This window comes from Burkholderia sp. YHN3-13 (assembly GCF_055810675.1).
Map to the genome: position 1 here is coordinate 302,041 of NZ_JBVVNQ010000007.1, position 20,268 is coordinate 322,308.

General features: G+C 66.4%; 19 protein-coding genes and 1 tRNA gene. 11 read left to right on the forward strand and 9 right to left on the reverse strand.

Translation table 11 applies throughout. The annotated features are described in order from the left end of the window. Positions 1-19: 19 nt before the first annotated feature. The gene (locus tag AC0KUR_RS18860) at positions 20-1,756 is read right to left on the reverse strand and encodes a proline--tRNA ligase (protein ID WP_049030429.1); all 1,737 of its coding nucleotides are present in this window, start codon (positions 1,754-1,756) and stop codon (positions 20-22) included. Positions 1,757-1,974: 218 nt separating this feature from the next. Here AC0KUR_RS18860 and AC0KUR_RS18865 point away from each other — a divergent pair, with 218 nt between their 5' ends. Together AC0KUR_RS18865 and AC0KUR_RS18870 are read left to right on the forward strand one after the other, a co-directional pair. Further along, on the forward strand, positions 1,975-2,622 hold the full coding sequence (locus tag AC0KUR_RS18865; protein WP_034186372.1) for an RNA pyrophosphohydrolase: 648 nt from the start codon (positions 1,975-1,977) through the stop codon (positions 2,620-2,622). A 13-nt stretch (positions 2,623-2,635) separates the two neighbouring features. Next, positions 2,636-3,244, forward strand: a complete 609-nt coding sequence (locus AC0KUR_RS18870; RefSeq protein WP_034186371.1) for a CNP1-like family protein — start codon at positions 2,636-2,638, stop codon at positions 3,242-3,244. A 103-nt stretch (positions 3,245-3,347) separates the two neighbouring features. Here AC0KUR_RS18870 and proB read toward each other — a convergent pair whose 3' ends face one another. The 4 genes from proB to rplU all read right to left on the reverse strand — a co-directional run bounded on the left by proB (position 3,348) and on the right by rplU (position 6,456). Beyond that, positions 3,348-4,466, reverse strand: a complete 1,119-nt coding sequence (gene proB / locus AC0KUR_RS18875; protein WP_034186370.1) for a glutamate 5-kinase — start codon at positions 4,464-4,466, stop codon at positions 3,348-3,350. 90 nt (positions 4,467-4,556) lie between these two features. Then, the gene (gene obgE / locus AC0KUR_RS18880; RefSeq protein ID WP_034186369.1) at positions 4,557-5,669 is read right to left on the reverse strand and encodes a GTPase ObgE; all 1,113 of its coding nucleotides are present in this window, start codon (positions 5,667-5,669) and stop codon (positions 4,557-4,559) included. 187 nt (positions 5,670-5,856) lie between these two features. Further along, positions 5,857-6,120: a 50S ribosomal protein L27 gene (gene rpmA, locus AC0KUR_RS18885; protein ID WP_006476999.1), complete on the reverse strand. Its 264-nt coding sequence runs from the start codon at positions 6,118-6,120 to the stop codon at positions 5,857-5,859. A 24-nt stretch (positions 6,121-6,144) separates the two neighbouring features. After that, positions 6,145-6,456 carry a 50S ribosomal protein L21 gene (gene rplU, locus AC0KUR_RS18890; RefSeq protein ID WP_027783472.1) on the reverse strand — a complete coding sequence of 104 codons (312 nt, stop codon included), beginning with the start codon at positions 6,454-6,456 and terminating at the stop codon, positions 6,145-6,147. A 210-nt stretch (positions 6,457-6,666) separates the two neighbouring features. On the opposite strand from rplU, the gene AC0KUR_RS18895 reads away from it, so the two are divergent. From AC0KUR_RS18895 to AC0KUR_RS18935, 9 genes are all read left to right on the forward strand, one after another. Continuing rightward, positions 6,667-7,662, forward strand: a complete 996-nt coding sequence (locus AC0KUR_RS18895) for a polyprenyl synthetase family protein (RefSeq protein WP_031398933.1) — start codon at positions 6,667-6,669, stop codon at positions 7,660-7,662. 180 nt (positions 7,663-7,842) lie between these two features. Then, positions 7,843-7,919: transfer RNA gene (locus AC0KUR_RS18900), tRNA-Pro, on the forward strand. Positions 7,920-8,060: 141 nt separating this feature from the next. Beyond that, positions 8,061-9,353: an HlyC/CorC family transporter gene (locus AC0KUR_RS18905; RefSeq protein WP_197423871.1), complete on the forward strand. Its 1,293-nt coding sequence runs from the start codon at positions 8,061-8,063 to the stop codon at positions 9,351-9,353. 83 nt (positions 9,354-9,436) lie between these two features. After that, entirely contained in the window at positions 9,437-10,714 is a 1,278-nt protein-coding gene (locus AC0KUR_RS18910) for a GspE/PulE family protein (RefSeq protein WP_226251548.1), read from the forward strand. Beyond that, positions 10,711-11,922, forward strand: a complete 1,212-nt coding sequence (locus AC0KUR_RS18915) for a type II secretion system F family protein (protein WP_059558069.1) — start codon at positions 10,711-10,713, stop codon at positions 11,920-11,922. Before AC0KUR_RS18910 ends, AC0KUR_RS18915 begins: the two co-directional genes overlap by 4 nt. 46 nt (positions 11,923-11,968) lie before the next feature. Further along, the gene (locus tag AC0KUR_RS18920; RefSeq protein ID WP_049034947.1) at positions 11,969-12,880 is read left to right on the forward strand and encodes a prepilin peptidase; all 912 of its coding nucleotides are present in this window, start codon (positions 11,969-11,971) and stop codon (positions 12,878-12,880) included. A gap of 1 nt (position 12,881) precedes the next feature. Next, positions 12,882-13,490 carry a dephospho-CoA kinase gene (gene coaE / locus AC0KUR_RS18925; protein ID WP_059558070.1) on the forward strand — a complete coding sequence of 203 codons (609 nt, stop codon included), beginning with the start codon at positions 12,882-12,884 and terminating at the stop codon, positions 13,488-13,490. 109 nt (positions 13,491-13,599) lie between these two features. Beyond that, positions 13,600-14,355, forward strand: a complete 756-nt coding sequence (gene zapD / locus AC0KUR_RS18930; RefSeq protein WP_473376287.1) for a cell division protein ZapD — start codon at positions 13,600-13,602, stop codon at positions 14,353-14,355. Between the two features lie 25 nt (positions 14,356-14,380). Beyond that, complete coding sequence (locus AC0KUR_RS18935; protein ID WP_473376288.1) at positions 14,381-14,581, forward strand: DNA gyrase inhibitor YacG; 201 nt, start codon at positions 14,381-14,383, stop codon at positions 14,579-14,581. A 62-nt stretch (positions 14,582-14,643) separates the two neighbouring features. Here the strand turns inward: AC0KUR_RS18935 and AC0KUR_RS18940 are convergent, their stop codons facing one another. The 4 genes from AC0KUR_RS18940 to secA form a co-directional block, all read right to left on the reverse strand. After that, complete coding sequence (locus tag AC0KUR_RS18940) at positions 14,644-15,087, reverse strand: NUDIX domain-containing protein (protein ID WP_034186362.1); 444 nt, start codon at positions 15,085-15,087, stop codon at positions 14,644-14,646. Further along, positions 15,084-15,953 carry an ATP-binding protein gene (locus AC0KUR_RS18945; protein WP_473376289.1) on the reverse strand — a complete coding sequence of 290 codons (870 nt, stop codon included), beginning with the start codon at positions 15,951-15,953 and terminating at the stop codon, positions 15,084-15,086. The genes AC0KUR_RS18940 and AC0KUR_RS18945 overlap by 4 nt, the downstream gene beginning before the upstream one ends. A gap of 19 nt (positions 15,954-15,972) precedes the next feature. Next, positions 15,973-17,214 (reverse strand): bifunctional glutamate N-acetyltransferase/amino-acid acetyltransferase ArgJ, encoded by a 1,242-nt coding sequence (gene argJ, locus AC0KUR_RS18950; protein WP_124609721.1) that lies wholly within the window; start codon positions 17,212-17,214, stop codon positions 15,973-15,975. 143 nt (positions 17,215-17,357) lie between these two features. Next, the gene (secA, locus tag AC0KUR_RS18955; RefSeq protein WP_034186359.1) at positions 17,358-20,156 is read right to left on the reverse strand and encodes a preprotein translocase subunit SecA; all 2,799 of its coding nucleotides are present in this window, start codon (positions 20,154-20,156) and stop codon (positions 17,358-17,360) included. Positions 20,157-20,268: the final 112 nt, after the last annotated feature.

Sequence of the window (20,268 nt, forward strand, 5' to 3'; positions counted from 1 at the left end):
TGTCCCCCGGGCGCCGAGCTTAGCGTGCGAGCGCGGCGCGGATCTTCTCCGCGACCGTCGCCGCAGCCGCGTCGGCCGGCAACAGCGTCGCTTCGGCGTCGCGGCGGCCCTGGTACTCGATCTTGCCTTCCTTCAGGCCGCGCTCGCCGATCACCAGGCGGTGCGGCACGCCGATCAGTTCCCAGTCGGCGAACATCACGCCCGGGCGCTCGCCGCGGTCGTCGAGGATCACGTCGATGCCGGCCGCGACGAGTTCCGCGTACAGCTTGTCGGCCGTCTCGCGCACCATCTCGCTGCGGTCATAGCCCATCGGACACAGCACGACTTCAAACGGCGCGATCGACTCGGGCCAGATGATGCCCTTGTCGTCGAAGTTCTGTTCGATCGCCGCGCCGAGAATGCGCGTGACGCCGACACCGTAGCAGCCCATCAGCATCGGCTGCGGCTTGCCCGACTCGTCGAGGAACGTCGCACCCATCGCTTCCGAATACTTGGTGCCGAGCTGGAACACGTGGCCGACCTCGATCCCGCGGCAGATGTCGATCACGCCCTTGCCGTCCGGCGACGCGTCGCCCTTCTTCACGTTGCGCACGTCGGCGACGTCCGGCTCCGGCAGGTCGCGGCCCCAGTTCACGCCGGCGATGTGATAGTCGACCTCGTTCGCGCCGACGACGAAGTCGCTCATGTTCGCGACCGTACGGTCCGCGATCACCTTCACGGGCTTCTTCGTGCCGACCGGGCCGAGGTAGCCCGGCGGCGTGCCGAACCACTCGACGATTTCCTGTTCGGTCGCGAAGCGGTGGTTCTTCAGGCCCGGCAGCTTCGACACCTTGATCTCGTTCAGGTCGTGGTCGCCGCGCAGCATCACCAGCCAGATCGTCGGCTCGGCGCCTTCGTTGTCGGTCGCGAGCACGATCGACTTGATCGTGCGCTCGAGCGGGATCGCCAGCAGTTCGGCAACGGCTTCGCACTTCGCCTTGCCGGGCGTCGCGACCTTTTCCAGCGCTTGCGCCGGCGCCGCGCGTTCGGCGATCAGCGGCAGCGCTTCGGCCGCTTCGATGTTCGCCGCGAAGTCGGAGGTCGGGCAGTAGGCGATCGCGTCCTCGCCGGTGTCGGCGATCACGTGGAACTCGTGCGAGAAATTGCCGCCGATCGAGCCGCTGTCGGCCGCGACCGCGCGGAACTCGAGGCCGAGGCGCGTGAAGATGCGCACGTACGCGTCGTACATCTTGCGATACGACTCGTTCAGGCCGGCCGCGTCCTTGTCGAACGAATACGCGTCCTTCATGATGAATTCGCGGCCGCGCATCACGCCGAAGCGCGGACGGATCTCGTCGCGGAACTTCGTCTGGATCTGGTAGAAGTTCACCGGCATCTGCCGGTAGCTCTTGATCTGGTTGCGCGCGATGTCGGTAATGACTTCCTCGTGCGTCGGCCCGATCACGAAGTCGTTGTCCTTGCGGTCCTTGAAGCGCAGCAACTCGGGGCCGTACTGTTCCCAGCGGCCCGATTCCTGCCACAGCTCGGCCGGCTGCACGGCCGGCATCAGCAGCTCGATGGCGCCCGCCCGGTTCATTTCCTCGCGCACGATCGCCTCGACCTTGCGAATCGAACGCAAGCCGACCGGCAGGTAGTTATAGATGCCGCCGGCGACGCGACGGATCATGCCGGCGCGGACCATCAGCTTGTGGCTGACGATCTCCGCGTCGGCGGGAGCTTCTTTCAGGGTGCCGATAAAGAAACGGGAAGCTTTCATGCGGACGGTTCCAAAAACGGCGCCCCCAGGCGGGGCGCCCGAAAAAGTTTCAAGGTGAAAAAGCTGCGCGCGACGAACGACGATGGCGCAGATGACGTAGCAGACTAATCAGGGACAATTCAGTCGGTGCACCCCGCGCGGTTTCGCTCCGTCACGGTGCGCAGCGCCCGTTATCTGTTTATAATCAAAGCAATTTTAAAGGATTCGAAGGTGGTTGTATGCTGGATCGTGAAGGCTTTCGCCCGAACGTCGGCATCATCCTCTTGAACGCGCGCAACGAGGTGTTTTGGGGCAAGCGGCTCCGCGAGCATTCCTGGCAGTTTCCTCAAGGTGGGATCAAGTACGGCGAGACCCCCATGCAGGCGATGTACCGGGAACTGCACGAGGAAACGGGCCTGCATCCGGAACACGTCAAGATAATCGGCCGCACTCGCGACTGGTTGCGTTACGAGGTGCCTGACAAGTTCATCAAACGCGAAGTACGCGGTCATTACCGCGGCCAGAAGCAGATCTGGTTCCTGCTGCGGATGGTTGGACGCGATTGCGACATTTGCTTGCGCGCGACCGATCACCCGGAGTTCGATGCGTGGCGCTGGAACGAGTACTGGGTACCGCTCGATGCGGTGATCGAGTTCAAGCGGGATGTCTATCAGTTGGCGCTGACGGAACTGTCGCGCTTCCTGCGCCGCCCGGCGCAGCGAGCCGAGAAGCCGCGCGGGCCGCGAATGTCGCGCTATCCGCGCGTCATTGGCGTACAGGCCCAGCAGACGCTGACGATTGTCGACACATCGGTAGTGTGTTCGGAGATCGAAGTGGAGGCGAGCACGCTCGACGAGATGCCGCCCCACGTGATCGTCGGCAAATGACGAGTCGGACTGCATGACCGGGCGCGACCATGGTGTCGCGCCCTTTTTTTACGAGGAATGCATATTGAAAGCGATTGCTCTCGCGCTCGCATCGATCGCCGCGATGGCTGCCCTGGCCGGCTGCGCGAATTCGAAAGCGCCGTCCAACAAGGATGACAGCGAGTTCGTCTATCTGCTGGACCGCCAGGGGAACTGGAAGGAAAACACGGTCGACACGCTGCCGCCGCTGCCGCAAACGGGCGACCTGCTGCCGTTCAACGTATCGCAGAACACGCCGCTCAAGTTCTTCGTCGACGCGAAGTCGCTCGACGTCGGCTCCGATGGCGTCGTGCGCTACGCGGTCGTCATCACGAGCCCGGCCGGCGCGCGCAACGTGAACTACGAAGGCATCCGCTGCGACACCTACGAATGGCGCCAGTACGCGGGCCTGAACTCGGACCACAACGGCTGGGATCGCACGGTCGAGAACGACTGGCGGCGCATCGAGAACGGCGAACTGAACGCTTACCACTCCGCGCTGTATCAGGACTACTTCTGCTCGAACAAGATGCCGCAAGGCTCGACCCGGCAGATCCTGGAAAACATCCGGTTCCACCGCACCGCGATGACGCAGTTGCGTTGACGGCGCACGGTGCGGGCCCTCCGCATCGCATGCCACTCGAAAAAGCCCGCGTCGCGCGGGCTTTTTCATTGGACTGCCTGGACACCCGAAACCTGGCCGGCGATCACACCAGCACGAGGTTGTCGCGATGGATCAGTTCCGGCTCCAGCATGTAGCCGAGCACCGCCTCGATCTCGCCGCTCGGCTTGCGGTGAATCAGCTTCGTTTCCGCGCTGCTGTAGTTCGTGAGCCCGCGCGCCACTTCGCGCCCGTCGGGGCCGACACACGCGATCACCTCGCCGCGCGCGAACGCGCCCTGCACGTCGATCACGCCGATCGGCAGCAGGCTCTTGCCGCCGGCCGTCAGCTTTTCGACCGCGCCGGCGTCGATCACGACATGGCCGCGCACCTGCAGATGGTCGGCCATCCATTGCTTGCGCGCCGCCATGCGCGCGGTACGCGCGATCAGCTGGGTGCCGATCGCCTCGCCGGCCGCCAGGCGCACGAGCACGTCGGCCTCCCGGCCGCTCGCGATCACGGTGTTCGCGCCGCTGTGTGCCGCACGCTTCGCCGCGAGGATCTTCGTCAGCATCCCGCCGCGACCGAGGCTCGAACCGGCGCCGCCGGCCATCGCCTCGAGCTCCGGCGCGCCCGCATTGGCCTCGGCGACGAGCGTCGCGTTCGGGTCCTTGCGCGGATCGGCCGTGAACAGCCCGGTCTGGTCGGTCAGGATGATCAGCGCATCGCCTTCGATCAGGTTCGCGACGAGCGCGCCGAGCGTGTCGTTGTCGCCGAACTTGATTTCGTCGGTGACGACCGTGTCGTTCTCGTTGATGATCGGCACGACGCCGAGCCGCAGCAGCGTGAGCAGCGTCGAGCGCGCATTCAGGTAGCGCTCGCGATCGGCCAGGTCGGCGTGCGTGAGCAGGATCTGCGCGGTGCGGATGTCGTGCTCGGTGAAGCGGCTCTCATAGACCTGCGCGAGCCCCATCTGGCCGACCGCCGCGGCGGCCTGCAACTCGTCGATTTCGCGCGGCCGCTTGCTCCAGCCGAGGCGCTGCATCCCTTCCGCGATCGCGCCCGAACTGACGAGCACGACTTCCTTGCCCTGCGCGCGCAATGCGGCGATCTGGGCTGCCCAGCGGCCGATTGCAGCATGATCGAGCCCCTTGCCGTCGTTGGTCACGAGGCTGGAACCCACCTTCACCACCAATCGCTTCGAATCCGCGATGATCGAACGCATCCTGCACTGTCTCCTGTATCTGATGCCTGCCCGGCAGGGCGCGATTGAACGCCGACGCCGGGCGGCACGCCCGGCGCGTTCCGGAACCGCTCAGGCGTCGTCGCCCGGCGCCGCACCGCCGTTCGCCGGCGGCGCATCGCGGAAACGCACGTCCGCCGCGAGATCTTCCGCTTCCGCCGCACGGTGTGCATCCGAATGCTCGGACAGGTAATCGTAGATCGCGTAGCACAGCGCTTCGCACCCCTGGCCCGTCAACGCCGAAATCTCGAACACGGGGCCGTCCCAGCCGAAACGGTCGAGGAAATCGGCGACGCGCGCCTCGCGCTCGTCTTCCGGCACCATGTCGAGCTTGTTGAGCACGAGCCAGCGCGGCTTTTCGTACAGCGCTTCGTCGTACTTGCGCAGCTCGCCGACGATCGCGGTGGCTTCCGCGACCGGATCGACGCTTTCGTCGAACGGCGCCAGATCGACCAGATGCAGCAGCACGCCGGTGCGCTGCAGGTGGCGCAGGAACTGATGCCCGAGGCCCGCGCCTTCGGCCGCGCCCTCGATCAGCCCCGGGATGTCGGCGATCACAAAGCTCTTGCTCGGGCCGACCCGCACCACGCCGAGGTTCGGCGCAAGCGTCGTGAACGGGTAGTCGGCGATCTTCGGCCGCGCGTTCGACACCGACGAGATGAACGTCGACTTGCCCGCGTTCGGCATGCCGAGCAGACCGACGTCGGCGAGCACCTTCAGCTCGAGCTTCAGCATGCGCCGCTCGCCCGGCTTGCCGTCCGTCTTCTGGCGCGGCGCACGGTTCGTGCTCGATTTGAAATGCAGGTTGCCGAGCCCGCCGGCACCACCCTGGGCAAGCATCACCTGCTGGTCGTGCTCGGTCAGGTCGGCGATCAGCTCGCCGGTATCCATGTCGCTGATGATCGTGCCGACCGGCATGCGCAGCGTAACGTCGTCGCCGCCCTTGCCGTAGCAATCCGAGCCGCGACCGTTTTCGCCATTGCGCGCGAGATGCTTCTTCGCGTATCGGTAGTCGATCAGCGTATTGATGTTGCGGTCGGCGATCGCGTAGACGCTGCCGCCCCGGCCGCCGTCGCCGCCGTCCGGCCCGCCGAACGGGACGAACTTCTCGCGGCGCATCGACGCGCTGCCATCACCCCCGTCTCCGGCGATGACTTCGATTCGTGCTTCGTCAATGAACTTCATTCGTCACTCCGCCCAGTATTTCCGCTATTGTGCCGCGCGCCGGCACGCTTGAACAATCTGCCGTTCGGCCGATCGTACGCCGGTTGCGCGAGGGTCGCCGGCCCGCGCATGCGCCCGGCGACCAAATAAAAAAAGGCCCCGCGAAGACTGCGGGGCCTTTCGGCTACGAAGCCCGTGGGTGCCTGACTTAGGCAGCCGCCGGGACGACGATGACCAGATGCTTCTTGTCCGCGCCCTTCGTCGCGAACTTGACGTGACCGTCGACCAGCGCGAACAGGGTGTGATCCTTGCCCATGCCGACGTTCTCGCCTGCGTGCATGCGCGTACCGCGCTGACGCACGATGATGCCGCCGGCATTGATTGCCTGGCCGCCGTACACTTTCACGCCGAGACGCTTCGACTCGGAGTCGCGGCCGTTCCGGGAAGAGCCGCCTGCCTTTTTGTGTGCCATCTGATTGCTCCTTTACCGAGGCGCTTACGCGTTGATCGCGTCGATGCGCAGCTCAGTGTAGTTCTGGCGGTGGCCGCCGTGCTTTTGGTAGTGCTTCCGGCGACGCATCTTGAAGATGGTGACCTTGGCATGACGACCGTGCGACACAACGGTGGCCTTGACGGAAGCCCCACTGACCAGCGGCGCACCGAACTTAATCGATTCGCCTTCGCCCACTGCGAGAACCTGGTCGAGCGTGATTTCAGCGTCAATGTCAGCCGGTATCTGTTCTACTTTGAGTTTTTCGCCAACGGCAACCTTGTACTGCTTGCCGCCGGTTTTTATGACCGCGTACATTGAGAACCTCACTCTGGATCCAATTTTTCCGCACACCACGCGCGGAAAACACGTGATTATACATGGGGTTAGCACCGAAGTCAAAACCGATCGACGATTGCCGCGCACAAGCCCCGGCCGAACGGCCAAAATCACGGCTGCGGCACGTCTGACAGACCGGGATTTCGCGGATTCGACTTATAATCCGCCGCATCACCCAATTCCATCATCATGTCGTCGTCCACCGCCTCCCCCACCCTCAGCGCCGCCCACCTGCTCGCTCCGATCACCAGCGACATGGAGCAGGTAAATCGCGTTATCCGGCAAAGCCTCGCGTCCGACGTGCTGCTGATCAACCAGATCGCCGAGTACATCATCGGGGCGGGCGGCAAGCGGCTGCGTCCGGCGTTGCTGCTGCTCGTCGCCGGCGCGCTCGGCGAAACGTCGCATCAGCGGCACGTGCTGGCCGCCGTCGTCGAGTTCATCCACACGGCCACGCTGCTGCATGACGACGTCGTCGACGAATCCGAGCTGCGCCGCGGCCGCCAGACCGCCAATGCGCTGTTCGGCAACGCGGCGAGCGTGCTGGTAGGCGATTACCTCTACTCGCGCTCGTTCGAGATGATGGTCGGCGTCGGCAAGATGCGCGTGATGGAGATCCTGTCCGAAGCGACGACGATCATTTCCGAAGGCGAGGTGCTGCAGCTCCTCAACATGCACGACGCGGACGTCGACGAAACGCGCTACATGCAGGTGATCCGCTACAAGACGGCCAAGCTGTTCGAGGCGTCGGCCCGCCTGGGCGCCGTGCTCGCGGGCGCCGATGCGCCGACCGAGGCCGCCGCCGCCGAATACGGGCGCCGCATCGGTACCGCGTTCCAGATCATGGACGACTGGCTCGACTACGCAGGCACCGTCGAGGCCATGGGCAAGAACGCCGGCGACGACCTGCGCGAAGGCAAGCCGACGCTGCCGCTCATCTATCTGATCGAACGCGGCACGCCCGAGCAGTCGGCACTGGCGCGCGAAGCGATCGAACAGGGCGGCACCGATCGTTTCGACACGATCTTCGACGCGATCACGCGCTCCGGCGCACTCGATCACACGCTCGAATGCGCGCGTCAGGAAGCGCAGGCCGCAGCCGCCGCGATCGCCGCGTTCCCCGATTCGATCTACAAGGAGAGCCTGCTCGCGCTGTGCTCGTATTCGACGTCGCGACAGTCGTAAGCCGATCGCGTGCGTCGCCGCCACGGCTGCGACGACGCACCGTCGACACGGGAAATTCACCTGTCTCGAAAATTTTCTTCTCCAAGGCCTTCCCTTTTTAAAGAAACGTCGTTATAGTTATGTTCTTGCTCGACGACGCAGCGGTCTTGAAGAAGACGGCAAAATCGGAAGAGTCCAAATCGGGGTGTAGCTTAGCCTGGTAGAGCGCTACGTTCGGGACGTAGAGGCCGGAGGTTCGAATCCTCTCACCCCGACCAGATTTGTAAAAAACCGTGCACCGTGTGCACGGTTTTTTTTTGCCCGGCCGCCTCAGGCCCCATGTGTCGCGCACGACACATCGCGGTCGCCGGCCTCTGCTATATTCCCTCCATCCCTGTCCTTCACTGCCCATCCGACGCGTGGACCAAATTCCCTTATGGGCGCAAATCGGCGCCGTCTTCCTGCTTCTCCTCTGTTCCAGCTTCTTTTCGATTTCCGAGACCGCGATGATGGCGCTCAACCGCCATCGGCTGAAGCATCTCGCCGGCCAGGGCGCGCTCGGCGCGAAAACCACGCAAGGCCTGCTCACGCGCACTGACCTGCTGCTCAGCGTGATCCTGATCGGCAACAACCTGTTCAACACGATCATCCCGGTCCTGACGACGTCGCTCGCGCTGCATACGTTCGGCCGCAACAACCTCGCGCTGTCGATCGCGACCGGCATCGTCGCGTTCCTGATCATCGTGTTCGCGGAAATCGCACCGAAGATCGTCGGCGCGACCTTCCCCGAACGCATCGCCCTGCCCGCGAGCCTCGTGATCGCGCCGCTGATGCGCGTGTTCAAGCCGGTCGTCTGGTTCGTCAACGCGCTCGCGAACGGCGTGCTGTGGGTGCTGCGCATCAACACGAAGAAGGGTCGCGACCAGCGGATGTCGGCCGACGAGCTGCGCGCCATCGTGCTCGAGTCGAGCAGCTTCATGCCGACCAAGCACCGCAGCATCCTGCTCAACCTGTTCGACCTCGAGAACATCACGGTCGATGACGTGATGGTGCCGCGCCGCCAGATCGAGTCGCTCAACTTCTACGCGCCGCTCGACGACGTCCTGCACCAGCTCGAGACCTGCTATCACAACCGGCTCGTCGTCTACGAAGGCGACATCGACAAGGTGCTCGGCGTGCTGCACGTGCGCAAGACGCTGACCGCGCTCCACAATCAGGAGTTCGACCGCGAGACGCTGCGCACGCTGCTCGCCGAGCCGTACTACGTGCCGTCGGGCACGCCGGTGGTCCAGCAGCTCCAGTTCTTCCAGGAAACACGGCAACGCACCGCGCTCGTCGTCAACGAGTACGGCGAGCTCGAAGGGCTCGTCACGCCCGAAGACATCATCGAGGAACTGATCGGCGAATTCACGACGTCGATGCCGCGCAGCGAACGCGCGGGCGGCTGGGACGAGAACGGCGAATGCATCGTGTCGGCCAGCATGCCGCTGCGCGAACTGAACCGCTGGCTGCACCTGAAGCTGCCGACCGACGGTCCGAAGACGCTGAACGGACTGGTGCTCGAAATCCTCGAGGAAATTCCGGAAGACGACGTGTGCCTGAAGATCGGCGACGTGATGCTCGAGGTGATGCGCAGCGACGATCAGGCCGTGCGCACCGTCAAGCTCTTCAAGCCGCGCGGCGCGCGCACCGCACGCGCCGCCACCCGCTAGCCGAACGGCCGACTGCCGGCACCGCCCGCGACGCGCGACCATCTGCAGGTCACGGTCAACAGGCGGCCAGCGTGCCGGCTCACATGCCTTTTCCTCCTTCCGGGGCGCCGCTGCGCATGCAGCCGCCGCCCGCCCGCTCCGCCGCGCCGCCTGCCGCCGTGCCTCCCGCACTCGACGCGGCCCAGCTCGACGATGCGCCGGCCGTGCGGCTGCTGACGGACACGCTGCACGCGGCACGCGTGCGCGATGCATCCGACATCCACGTCGAGCCGTTCGAAACCGGCTGGCGCATCCGCCTGCGTATCGACGGCGTGCTGCACGACCACGCGCGGCCGCCCGCGCACCTGCGCGACGCGCTCGTCACGCGAATCAAGGTGCTCGCGCGCATGGACATCGCCGAGCGGCGACTTCCGCAGGACGGCAGGCTGCGCATCGCGATCGACGGCGGCACGCGCGGCGACTATCGCGTCAGCTCGCTGCCGACGCTGTTCGGCGAAAAGCTCGTGTTGCGGCGCCTCGACACGCTGCCGCCCGATCTCACGCTCGCCCGTCTCGGCTTCGACGCGCAGCAGGCCGCCGCGATGGAGGCCGCGATACGCGCACCGCATGGCCTCGTGCTCGTCACCGGCCCGACCGGCAGCGGCAAGACGCTATCGCTCTACTGCGCGCTGCAGATGCTCGATCGCGACGCGCACAACGTCTGCACGGTCGAGGATCCCGCCGAGATCCAGCTCGACGGGATCAACCAGGTCGGTGTCGCCGAAAAGGCCGGGCTCACGTTCGCGACGGCGCTGCGTGCGCTGTTGCGGCAGGATCCGGACATCATCATGGTCGGCGAGATACGCGATGCCGAAACGGCCGACGTCGCGATCAAGGCCGCGCAGACCGGCCATCTCGTGCTGTCGACGCTGCACACGAACGACGCGCCGGCCGCCATCGCCCGCATGCTCGATATCGGCGTCGCGCCGTACAACCTCGCGGCCGCGCTGCAGCTCGTCACCGCGCAGCGCCTCGTCCGGCGCCTGTGCGTCGCATGCCGTGTCCCGTCGGACGCACCGGCGCGCGGGCTGCGGGAAGCCGGCTGCGACCCGGCGGCGCTGGCGGCCGGATGGCGGCCGTTCGTCGCGCGCGGCTGCGCCGCCTGTCACGGGATCGGCTATCGCGGCCGCATCGGGCTGCATCAGACGATGCCGGTCTCGCCGGAACTCGCGGAGCGCATCGTCGCGCGCGCAAGCGTCGGGGCGCTCGCGCAATGCGCGGCAGCCGAAGGCGTGCGCAACCTGCGCGATGCCGCATTCGCACGCGTGCGGGACGGCACGACGAGCCTCGCGGAAGCCGTCGCCGCCACCCCCGCCGTATGAGCACGCCCACGCCGCCGCGCGAAACCCGCTTCGCGTGGCGCGGCCGCCGTCGCGACGGCACACCGCACCGCGGAACCGTCGTCGCCTTCGACGCCGCAGCCGCGCGCGCCACGCTCGCACGCGACGGCATCGCGGTGTTGTCGCTCGACGTCCGCGGGCCGGCCCGACCGCCGACGGCCGGCGCGCGGGAGATCACGCGTTTCACGCGCCAGCTCGCGAGCCTGTTGCAGGCCGGGCTGCCGATCGCACCGTCGCTCGAGATGCTCGCGCGTACACGGTCGCGCGACGGCGTGCCGCGCATCGCCGCGGGCCTCGCCCGCGAGATCGTCGGCGGGCGGCGCTTCGCCGACGCGCTCGCGCGCTATCCGTCGCAGTTCGGCACGCTGTACCGTCAGTTGATCGAAGTCGGCGAAGCGTCCGGCTCGCTCGGGATCGTGCTGACGCGCGTCGCCGAACACCGCGAGCGCGCCGATACGCAATGGCGCAAACTGCGGGCCGCCCTCGCGTATCCGGCCGCCGTCATCCTGTTCGCGCTCGCGATCTCGGCCGCGCTGATGGTGTGGGTCGTGCCGACGTTCCGGCAGATCTTCGACGGTTTCGGCGCAGCCCTGCCCGCGCCGACCCGCGTGCTGCTCGCGCTGTCTTCCGCATTGTCGGCGTGGGGCGGCGCGCTCGTGGCCGGCGCCGCGGCAGCGGCACTCGCCGCGCATCGCGCGCTTCGGCGGTCCGCACCGTTGCGCCATGCGGTCGCGCGCCGCCTGCTGCGGGCGCCGCTCGCGGGCAGCGCGCTCGAGCGATACGCGGCCGCACGCTGGTGCCGTTCGCTTGCAACGCTGCTCGGCGCCGGCGTGCCGCTCGCCGACGCCTTCGCCACCCTCGAGCGCACGGCCGGCCATCCGGTGTTCGCGCACGCCACCGCGCACGTCGCGGCACGCGTGTTGCGCGGCGCGCGCCTCGCCGATGCGATGCGCTCGGCCGGCTGCTTTCCGGACGACGTCGTCCAGCCGATCGCCGTCGCCGAGGAAACCGGTGCGCTCGACACGATGCTCGCCGACATCGCGGCGCTCTGCGAACGCCAGCTCGACGCGCGTCTCGATGCGCTCGCGGCGCTCGGCGAACCGCTGATCGTGATCGTCCTGGGCGCACTCGTCGGCGGCCTCGTGATCGCGATGTACCTGCCCATCCTTCAGCTCGGCAACGTGGTGTAGCATCGCAACCGATTCTGTCGCCTTTTAAGTCCGAACCTTGAGCCTCATGACGCCCGCGCCCCTGTCCGCCGTTTCCGAATCGCCCGAGAGCACGCTGCTCGTGCTGGCGATGCTGCCGCCCGCGCTGCAGTACGCGTTCGCGGTCGTCATCGGCCTGTGCGTCGGCAGCTTCCTGAACGTGGTCGTGCACCGGCTGCCCGTGATGATGCAGCGCGCGTGGCAGGCCGAGATCGACGAAGCGACCGGCAACGCCGGCGCCGCGCCCGACGACGGTTATCCGCCGCGCTACGACCTGTGGCGCCCGCGCAGCGCCTGCCCGCATTGCGGCCACGTGCTGCGCGCATGGGAGAACATCCCGCTCGTCAGCTATCTGATGCTGCGAGGGCGCTGCCGCCGCTGCGGCCACGCGATCGGCATCGGTTATCCCCTCGTCGAGCTCGCGTGCGCGCTGCTCGCTGCCGGCTCGCTCGCCGCGTTCGGTCCGACCGTCGCCGCGCTCGCCGCATTCGCACTGTGCGCCGCGCTGCTCGCGATGAGCGCGATCGACATCCGCACCGGCTACCTGCCCGACTCGATGACGCTGCCGCTGCTCTGGGCCGGGCTCGTGCTGAATCTCGGCGGCACGTTCACGTCGCTGCGCTCGGCCGTGATCGGCGCGATGGCCGGCTATCTGTTCCTGTGGTCCATCTACTGGCTGTTCAAATGGCTGCGCGGCATCGAGGGCATCGGCTTCGGCGACCTGAAGCTGCTTGCCGCGCTCGGCGCGTGGATGGGCTGGGCCGCGCTGCCGCAGGTCGTGCTGTTCGCCGCCGTGACGGGCGCGATCGTCGGGCTCGTCGCGACCTGGCGCGGCCGCATGCGCTTCGAGGAGCCGATTCCGTTCGGCCCGTTCCTCGCGGCCGGCGGCGCCGCGACGCTGTTTTTCGGCACGCCGTTCTATTTCGCGCTCGGAGGCTGACATGTACGCAGTAGGACTCACGGGCGGCATCGGCAGCGGCAAGACGACCGTCGCCGACCTGTTCGGCGCCCGCGGCGCGTCGCTCGTCGATACCGATCTGATCGCCCACCGCATCACCGCCCCCGGCGGCCTCGCGATGCCCGCGATCGAACAGGCGTTCGGCCACGACTACGTTGCCGCCGACGGCTCGCTCGATCGCGCGAAGATGCGCACGCTGATCTTCAGCGACGACGATGCGCGCCGGCGCCTCGAAGCGATCACGCATCCGCTGATCCGCGCGGAAACCGATCGCGAAGCACGCGACGCGCAGGGCCCGTACGTGATGTTCGTCGTGCCGCTGCTCGTCGAGTCGGGCAACTGGAAGGCGCGCAGCGATCGCGTGCTCGTCGTCGATTGCCCGGTCGAAACGCAGATTGCGCGCGTGATGCGGCGCAACGGCTTCACACGCGAGCAGGTCGAAGCGATCATCGCGCGACAGGCGTCACGCGAAGCCCGCCTCGCGGCGGCCGACGACGTGATCGTCAACGACGCGGTGACGCCCGATGCACTCGCCGCGCAGGTCGATGCACTGCACCAACGTTATGTCGCGTTCGCGGCCGCCGCGCACTGAGCATCGCGCGCGATCGTGATGGTGTACGAAATTGGCGCGTTGCTAGGGTAGAGAGTGAGCATTAGAATGTCCTGCATTGTTTCCATCCCTACCCAAGAGGCGAGCGCGCTTGATTCTTTACGAGTATCCGTTCAACGAGCGAATTCGCACGCTGTTGCGCCTCGAAGATCTGTTCGAGCGCTTCGCGTTCTTTTTGGCTCAGGAGGACCCGCGTGAACACCACGTCGCGCTGACGACGCTGTTCGAAATCGCCGAGGTAACGGGCCGCGCGGACCTGAAATCGGATCTGATGAAGGAGCTCGAACGTCAACGCCAGACGCTCGCCCCCTTTCGCGGCAATCCGGGCATCGAGCAGAACGCGCTCGAAGCCGTGCTCGGCGAAATCGAGCAGACGCTGGCCAATCTCGCGCAGATGCAGGGCAAGACCGGCCAGCACCTCGTGGACAACGAATGGCTCGCCAGCATCCGCAGCCGTGCGGTGATTCCCGGCGGCACGTGCAAGTTCGACCTGCCGTCGTACTACGCGTGGCAGCAATGGCCCGCCGAGCAACGGCGCCGGGACATCGCGAAATGGATTCTGCCGATGCTGCCGCTGCGCGACGCCGCGTCGATCGTGCTGCGGCTCGCGCGCGAATCGGGTCAGGCGTCGAAGGTCATGGCGATGCAGGGCAGCTACCAACAGATGCTGTCGGGCCGCACCTACCAGCTGATGCAGGTCCGCGTGCCGCCGGAGCTGCGCGTCATTCCCGAAGCGAGCGCCAACAAATACATGCTGTGGGTACGGTTCACCATGCAGGACGGCGATGTGCGGCCGCGCGCGGTGGATATCGACGTGCCGTTCCATCTGACACTGTGCAATCTGTAACGGCCGTGTGCCGGATCGCTTTCGTATGACTACCGTTGTGAAATGCCCGTCGTGCGGCGCCGCAGTGCGCTGGACGCCTGAAAATCAGTTCCGCCCGTTCTGTTCGGCCCGCTGCAAGCAACTCGACCTCGGGGCCTGGGCCGCGGAAAAGTACCGGATCGGCGGGTCTTCCGACGAGGGCCCCTCGTCGGAAGAAGACGGCACGGACGACCGTCGCAATAGCTGAGACAGCCGAGCGGCACCGCCCGTCGGCGATATGGCCCGCCTTTCCGGCAGGCCGCCACGGCGTCAGTTCGACGCCGCTTCCTTCTCGAGCAATTCGAGCACCGGCAGCGCCGCCGGCAGCAGCGGCGCAACGGCGACCGGCAGTTTCTGCCAGACGAACGCCTGCCCTTCCTTGCTGTGCGGCTCGCCCGTCCAGCCCGTCACCTTGCAGAAATAGAGCCGCACGTACGCATGCGGATAATCGTGCTCGAGCGTGTGCCAGCGATGGCTGGCCGTGACCTCGATGCCGAGCTCCTCGTGGAGTTCGCGCGCGAGCGCGTCCTCGACGCTTTCGCCGGCCTCCAGCTTGCCGCCCGGAAACTCCCAGTACCCTTCATACGGCTTGCCCTGCAGGCGTTGCGCGAGCAGGTAGCTGCCGTCCGGCTGAACCATCACGCCGACCGCGACTTCCGTCACCTTGCGGCCGTCCGGTGCGCGCACGGCGCCTTGTGCGAGATCCGCGCTCATGCCTGCTCCTTGCGGCCCGACCAGTCACGCGCGAACTGCCACGCGACGCGCCCCGACCGCGAACCGCGCTCGAGCGCCCACACGAGCGCGTCGCCGCGCGCGGACTCGATCTCCGCGTCCGGGCAGCCGAAGTGGCCCAGCCAGTGCCCGACGATGTCGAGATAATCGTCCTGCTTGAACGGATAGAAGCTGACCCACAGGCCGAAGCGCTCCGACAGCGAGATCTTCTCCTCGACGACTTCGCCGGGGTGAATCTCGCCATCCGGGAGATGCTTGTACGACTCGTTGTCGCTCATGTACTCGGGCAGCAGATGGCGGCGGTTCGACGTCGCGTAGATCAGCACGTTGTCCGACTGCGCGGCGATCGAGCCGTCGAGCGCGACCTTCAGCGCCTTGTAGCCCGATTCGCCCTCCTCGAACGACAGGTCGTCGCAGAACACGATGAACCGCTCCGGACGCTGCGAGATCAGGTCGACGATGTCGCCGAGATCGTGCAGGTCGTCCTTGTCGACTTCGATCAGGCGCAGCCCGTCGTTCGCGTACGCGTTCAGGCATGCCTTGATCAGCGACGACTTGCCGGTACCGCGCGCGCCGGTCAGCAGCACGTTGTTGGCCGGCTTCTTCTGCACGAACTGCCGCGTGTTCTGCTCGATCAACCCTTTCTGGCGATCGATGTTGTGCAGGTCGGCGAGCGTGATCGACGACACGGCCGGCACCGGCTGCAAGTAGCCGCGCCCCTGGCGCTTGCGCCAGCGGAATGCGTGGGCGGCGTTCCAGTCGACGGCCGCCGGCGCGGGCGGCAGCATCCCCTCGAGGCGGCCAAGCAGCGCTTCGGCGCGGGTCAGAAACTGTTCAAGCTTGTCCATGGCGTTCGAACGCCCCCGATCAGGAGCGGTAATCCGCGTTGATGCTCACGTAATCGTGCGACAGGTCGCACGTCCAGACGGTGGCCTGCGCGTCGCCGCGGCCGAGCAGCACGCGAATCGTGATTTCGCTCTGCTTCATCACGCGCTGGCCGTCCTCTTCCTGGTAGGCCGGGTTGCGGCCGCCCGACTTCGCGACGAGCACGTCGTCGAGATAGAGGTCGATCTTGCCGACGTCGAGATCCGCGACGCCAGCATAGCCGATCGCCGCGAGAATCCGGCCGAGGTTGGGGTCAGATGCGTAGAAAGCCGTCTTCACGAGCGGCGAATGGCCGATCGCATAGGCGATCTGGCGGCATTCGGCGACGCTCTTGCCGCCTTCGACCTGCACCGTCATGAATTTCGTCGCGCCTTCGCCGTCGCGCACGATCAGTTGAGACAGCACCTGCGCGACCTGCGTGACCGCGTCGCGCAGCGCCGCATAAGCCGGCGAATCGGTCGACGTGATGGCCGGCAGCGTGCCCTTGCCCGATGCGATCAGGATGAACGAGTCGTTCGTCGACGTGTCGCCGTCGATCGTGATGCAGTTGAACGAGCGGTCGGCGACTTCCTTCACGAGCGTGTCGAGCACCGGCTGCGCGACGTTCGCGTCGAATGCGAGGAAGCCGAGCATCGTCGCCATGTTCGGCTTGATCATGCCCGCGCCCTTGCTGATGCCCGTCAGCGTGACCGTGTGGCCGTCGATCGTCACCTGGCGCGACGTGGCCTTCGGCAGCGTGTCGGTCGTCATGATCGCCTGCGCGGCATCGAACCAGTTCGCGGCCTTGCGGTTCGCGAGCGCGGCCGGCAGCCCGGCCTTCAGGCGGTCGATCGGCAGCGGCTCGAGGATCACGCCGGTCGAGAACGGCAGCACCTGCGCCGGCTCGATGCCCGCGAGGCGCGCGAGTTCCGTGCAGGTTTCGCGCGCGTTCGCGAGGCCCGGCTCGCCGGTACCGGCGTTGGCATTGCCCGTATTCACGACGAGCGCGCGAATGCCTGCACCGCCCGCGCGCACCTTCGCCAGATGCTCGCGGCAGACGATGACCGGCGCGGCGCAGAAGCGGTTTTCGGTGAACACGCCCGCGACCGTTGCGCCTTCGTCGACGGAGATGACCAGCACGTCCTTGCGATTCGGCTTGCGGATATTCGCTTCCGCCCAGCCGAGCGTGACGCCGGCGACGGGATGCAGTTGGGCGGGATCGATCGACGGAAAATTGACAGCCATGGGGCACACCTGCCGGATGGAAAATGCCGGCATACGCCGGCATCGATTGGAAGAACCGGCGGCCGCACGCGCGGGCCGCCGCAACTCACATCAGTCACGCGAAGCTGGATCGAAGCGGCACGCGTGACGCGCGCCGCCGCCGATCATGAAAGCTTCCCGTGACACTGCTTGTACTTCTTGCCGCTGCCGCACGGGCACGGGTCGTTGCGGCCGACCTTCGGCATCTCGCCGCCGGGGCCGCTGTGCGTCATCGCGCTGCCGACCATGTCGGCCGTCGCCGTGGCGGCCGCGGCAGCCGTGACGTTCGCCACCGGCGCACCGGCGTCCGCGTAGTCGGCGTGCTGATACTCGACGTTCTCGAGATGACCGGCGCGTTCCTCGATCTGCTCGGCGGCTTCCTCGAGCTGCTCCGGCGACTGGATCTGCACGTTCATCACGACACGCGTGACTTCCTGCTTGATCGCCTCGAGCATCGCGGCGAACAGTTCGAACGCCTCGCGCTTGTATTCCTGCTTCGGGTTCTTCTGCGCATAGCCGCGCAGGTGGATGCCCTGGCGCAGGTGGTCGAGCGCCGCGAGGTGTTCGCGCCACAGGCGGTCGACCGTCTGCAGCATCACCGAGCGCTCGAACGCGCTGAACGATTCGCGGCCGACCATCGCGACCTTGCTCTCGTACTGCTCGTCGGCGGCCGTCATCACGGCATCGAGAATTTCCTCGGCCGTGATCGACGACGACTCGTTCACCATTTCCTGAATCGCGAGGTCGAGCTGCCAGTCGTTGCGCAGCGCTTCCTCGAGCTCGGGCACGTCCCACTGCTCTTCGATGCTGCCTTCCGGCACGAACTGGCGGACGACTTCGGTGATCACGCCATGACGCATCGCGGTGATCGTCTCGGTGATGTCGTGCGCTTCGAGCAGCTCGTTGCGCTGCTGGTAGATCACCTTGCGCTGGTCGTTCGACACGTCGTCGTATTCGAGCAGCTGCTTGCGGATGTCGAAGTTGCGCGCTTCGACCTTGCGCTGCGCGGATTCGATCGAGCGCGTGACGATGCCGGCCTCGATCGCCTCGCCTTCCGGCATCTTCAGGCGATCCATGATCGAGCGCACGCGGTCGCCCGCGAAGATGCGCAGCAGCGGATCGTCGAGCGACAGGTAGAAGCGCGACGAGCCCGGATCGCCCTGGCGGCCCGCACGGCCGCGCAGCTGGTTGTCGATCCGGCGGGATTCGTGGCGCTCGGTGCCGATGATGTGCAGGCCGCCCGCCGCCTTCACCTGCTCGTGCAGCGTTTCCCACTCGTCGTGCAGCTGCTGGATGCGGCGCGCCTTTTCGTCGGCCGGGATCGCGTCGTCGGCCTCGATGAACGCGGCCTGCTTCTCGGCATTGCCGCCGAGCACGATGTCGGTACCGCGGCCGGCCATGTTGGTCGCGATCGTCACGCGGTTCGGCCGGCCGGCTTCCGCGACGATCGCGGCTTCACGCTCGTGCTGCTTCGCGTTCAGCACTTCGTGCGGCAACCCGGCCTGCTTCAGCAGATGCGACAGCAACTCGGAGTTCTCGATCGACGTCGTGCCGACCAGCACCGGCTGGCCGCGCTCGTAGCAGTCGCGGATGTCGCGGATCACCGCGTCGTAGCGCTCCTTGGCCGTCTTGTAGATCTGGTCCTGTTTGTCGATCCGCTTCGGCGGACGGTTGGTCGGGATCACGACCGTTTCGAGACCGTAGATCTCGTTGAATTCGTACGCTTCGGTGTCCGCGGTACCGGTCATGCCGGCCAGCTTCGCGTACATCCGGAAGTAGTTCTGGAACGTAATCGACGCGAGCGTCTGGTTCTCGCTCTGGATCTTTACGTGCTCCTTGGCCTCGACCGCCTGATGCAGGCCGTCGGACCAGCGGCGGCCGGCCATCAGGCGGCCCGTGAATTCGTCGACGATGACCACTTCGCCGTTCTGCACGACGTAGTGCTGATCCTTGTGGAACAGCGTGTGCGCGCGCAGCGCCGCGTACACGTGGTGCATCAGCGTGATGTTCTGCGGCGCGTACAGGCTCTCGCCCTCGCCGATCAGGCCCCATTCGGCGAGCAGGCGCTCGGCCTTCTCGTGGCCCGACTCCGTCAGGAACACCTGGCGCGCCTTCTCGTCGAGCGTGTAGTCGCCCGGCTTCTCGACGCCCGTGCCGTCGGCCTTCTCTTCGCCAATCTGGCGCTCGAGCAGCGGCGGCAGCGCATTCATCCGCACGTACAGCTCGGTGTGATCCTCGGCCTGGCCCGAAATGATCAGCGGCGTGCGCGCCTCGTCGATCAGGATCGAGTCCACTTCGTCGACAACCGCAAAGTTCAGCGCCCGCTGCACGCGCGCATCGGTCTCGTAGACCATGTTGTCGCGCAGGTAGTCGAAGCCGAACTCGTTGTTCGTGCCGTACGTGATGTCCGCGGCGTACGCCTGCTGCTTCTGGTCGTGCTCCATGCCGGACAGGTTGATGCCGACCGACAGACCGAGGAAGTTGTAGAGGCGCGCCATCCATTCGGCGTCGCGCTGCGCGAGGTAGTCGTTGACGGTCACGACGTGCACGCCGCGGCCGGCGAGCGCATTCAGGTACACGGGCAGCGTCGCGACGAGCGTCTTGCCCTCGCCGGTGCGCATTTCCGCGATCTTGCCGTAGTGGAGCACCATGCCGCCGATCATCTGCACGTCGAAGTGCCGCATCTTCAGCACGCGACGGCTGGCCTCGCGACAGACCGCGAACGCCTCGGGCAGCAGCTTGTCGAGCGACTCGCCGGCCGCGACACGCTGGCGGAATTCGTCCGTCTTGCCGCGCAACTGGTCGTCCGTCAGCTTCTCGATCTGCGTTTCGAGCGCATTGATCGTCGCGACGGTCTTTTGGTATTGCTTGACGAGCCGCTGGTTGCGGCTGCCAAAAATTTTCTGGAGAAAACCGGTTGTCATCGGATCGGATCCTGCGTCGCAGCACCGGCGCCCGGCGCGTGTTGCGCGCCCCGGCGCCCGAGCCTCGGCGGCTTAGCGAATTAGTGGACTCAAACGTCGAATTTTAGCACGC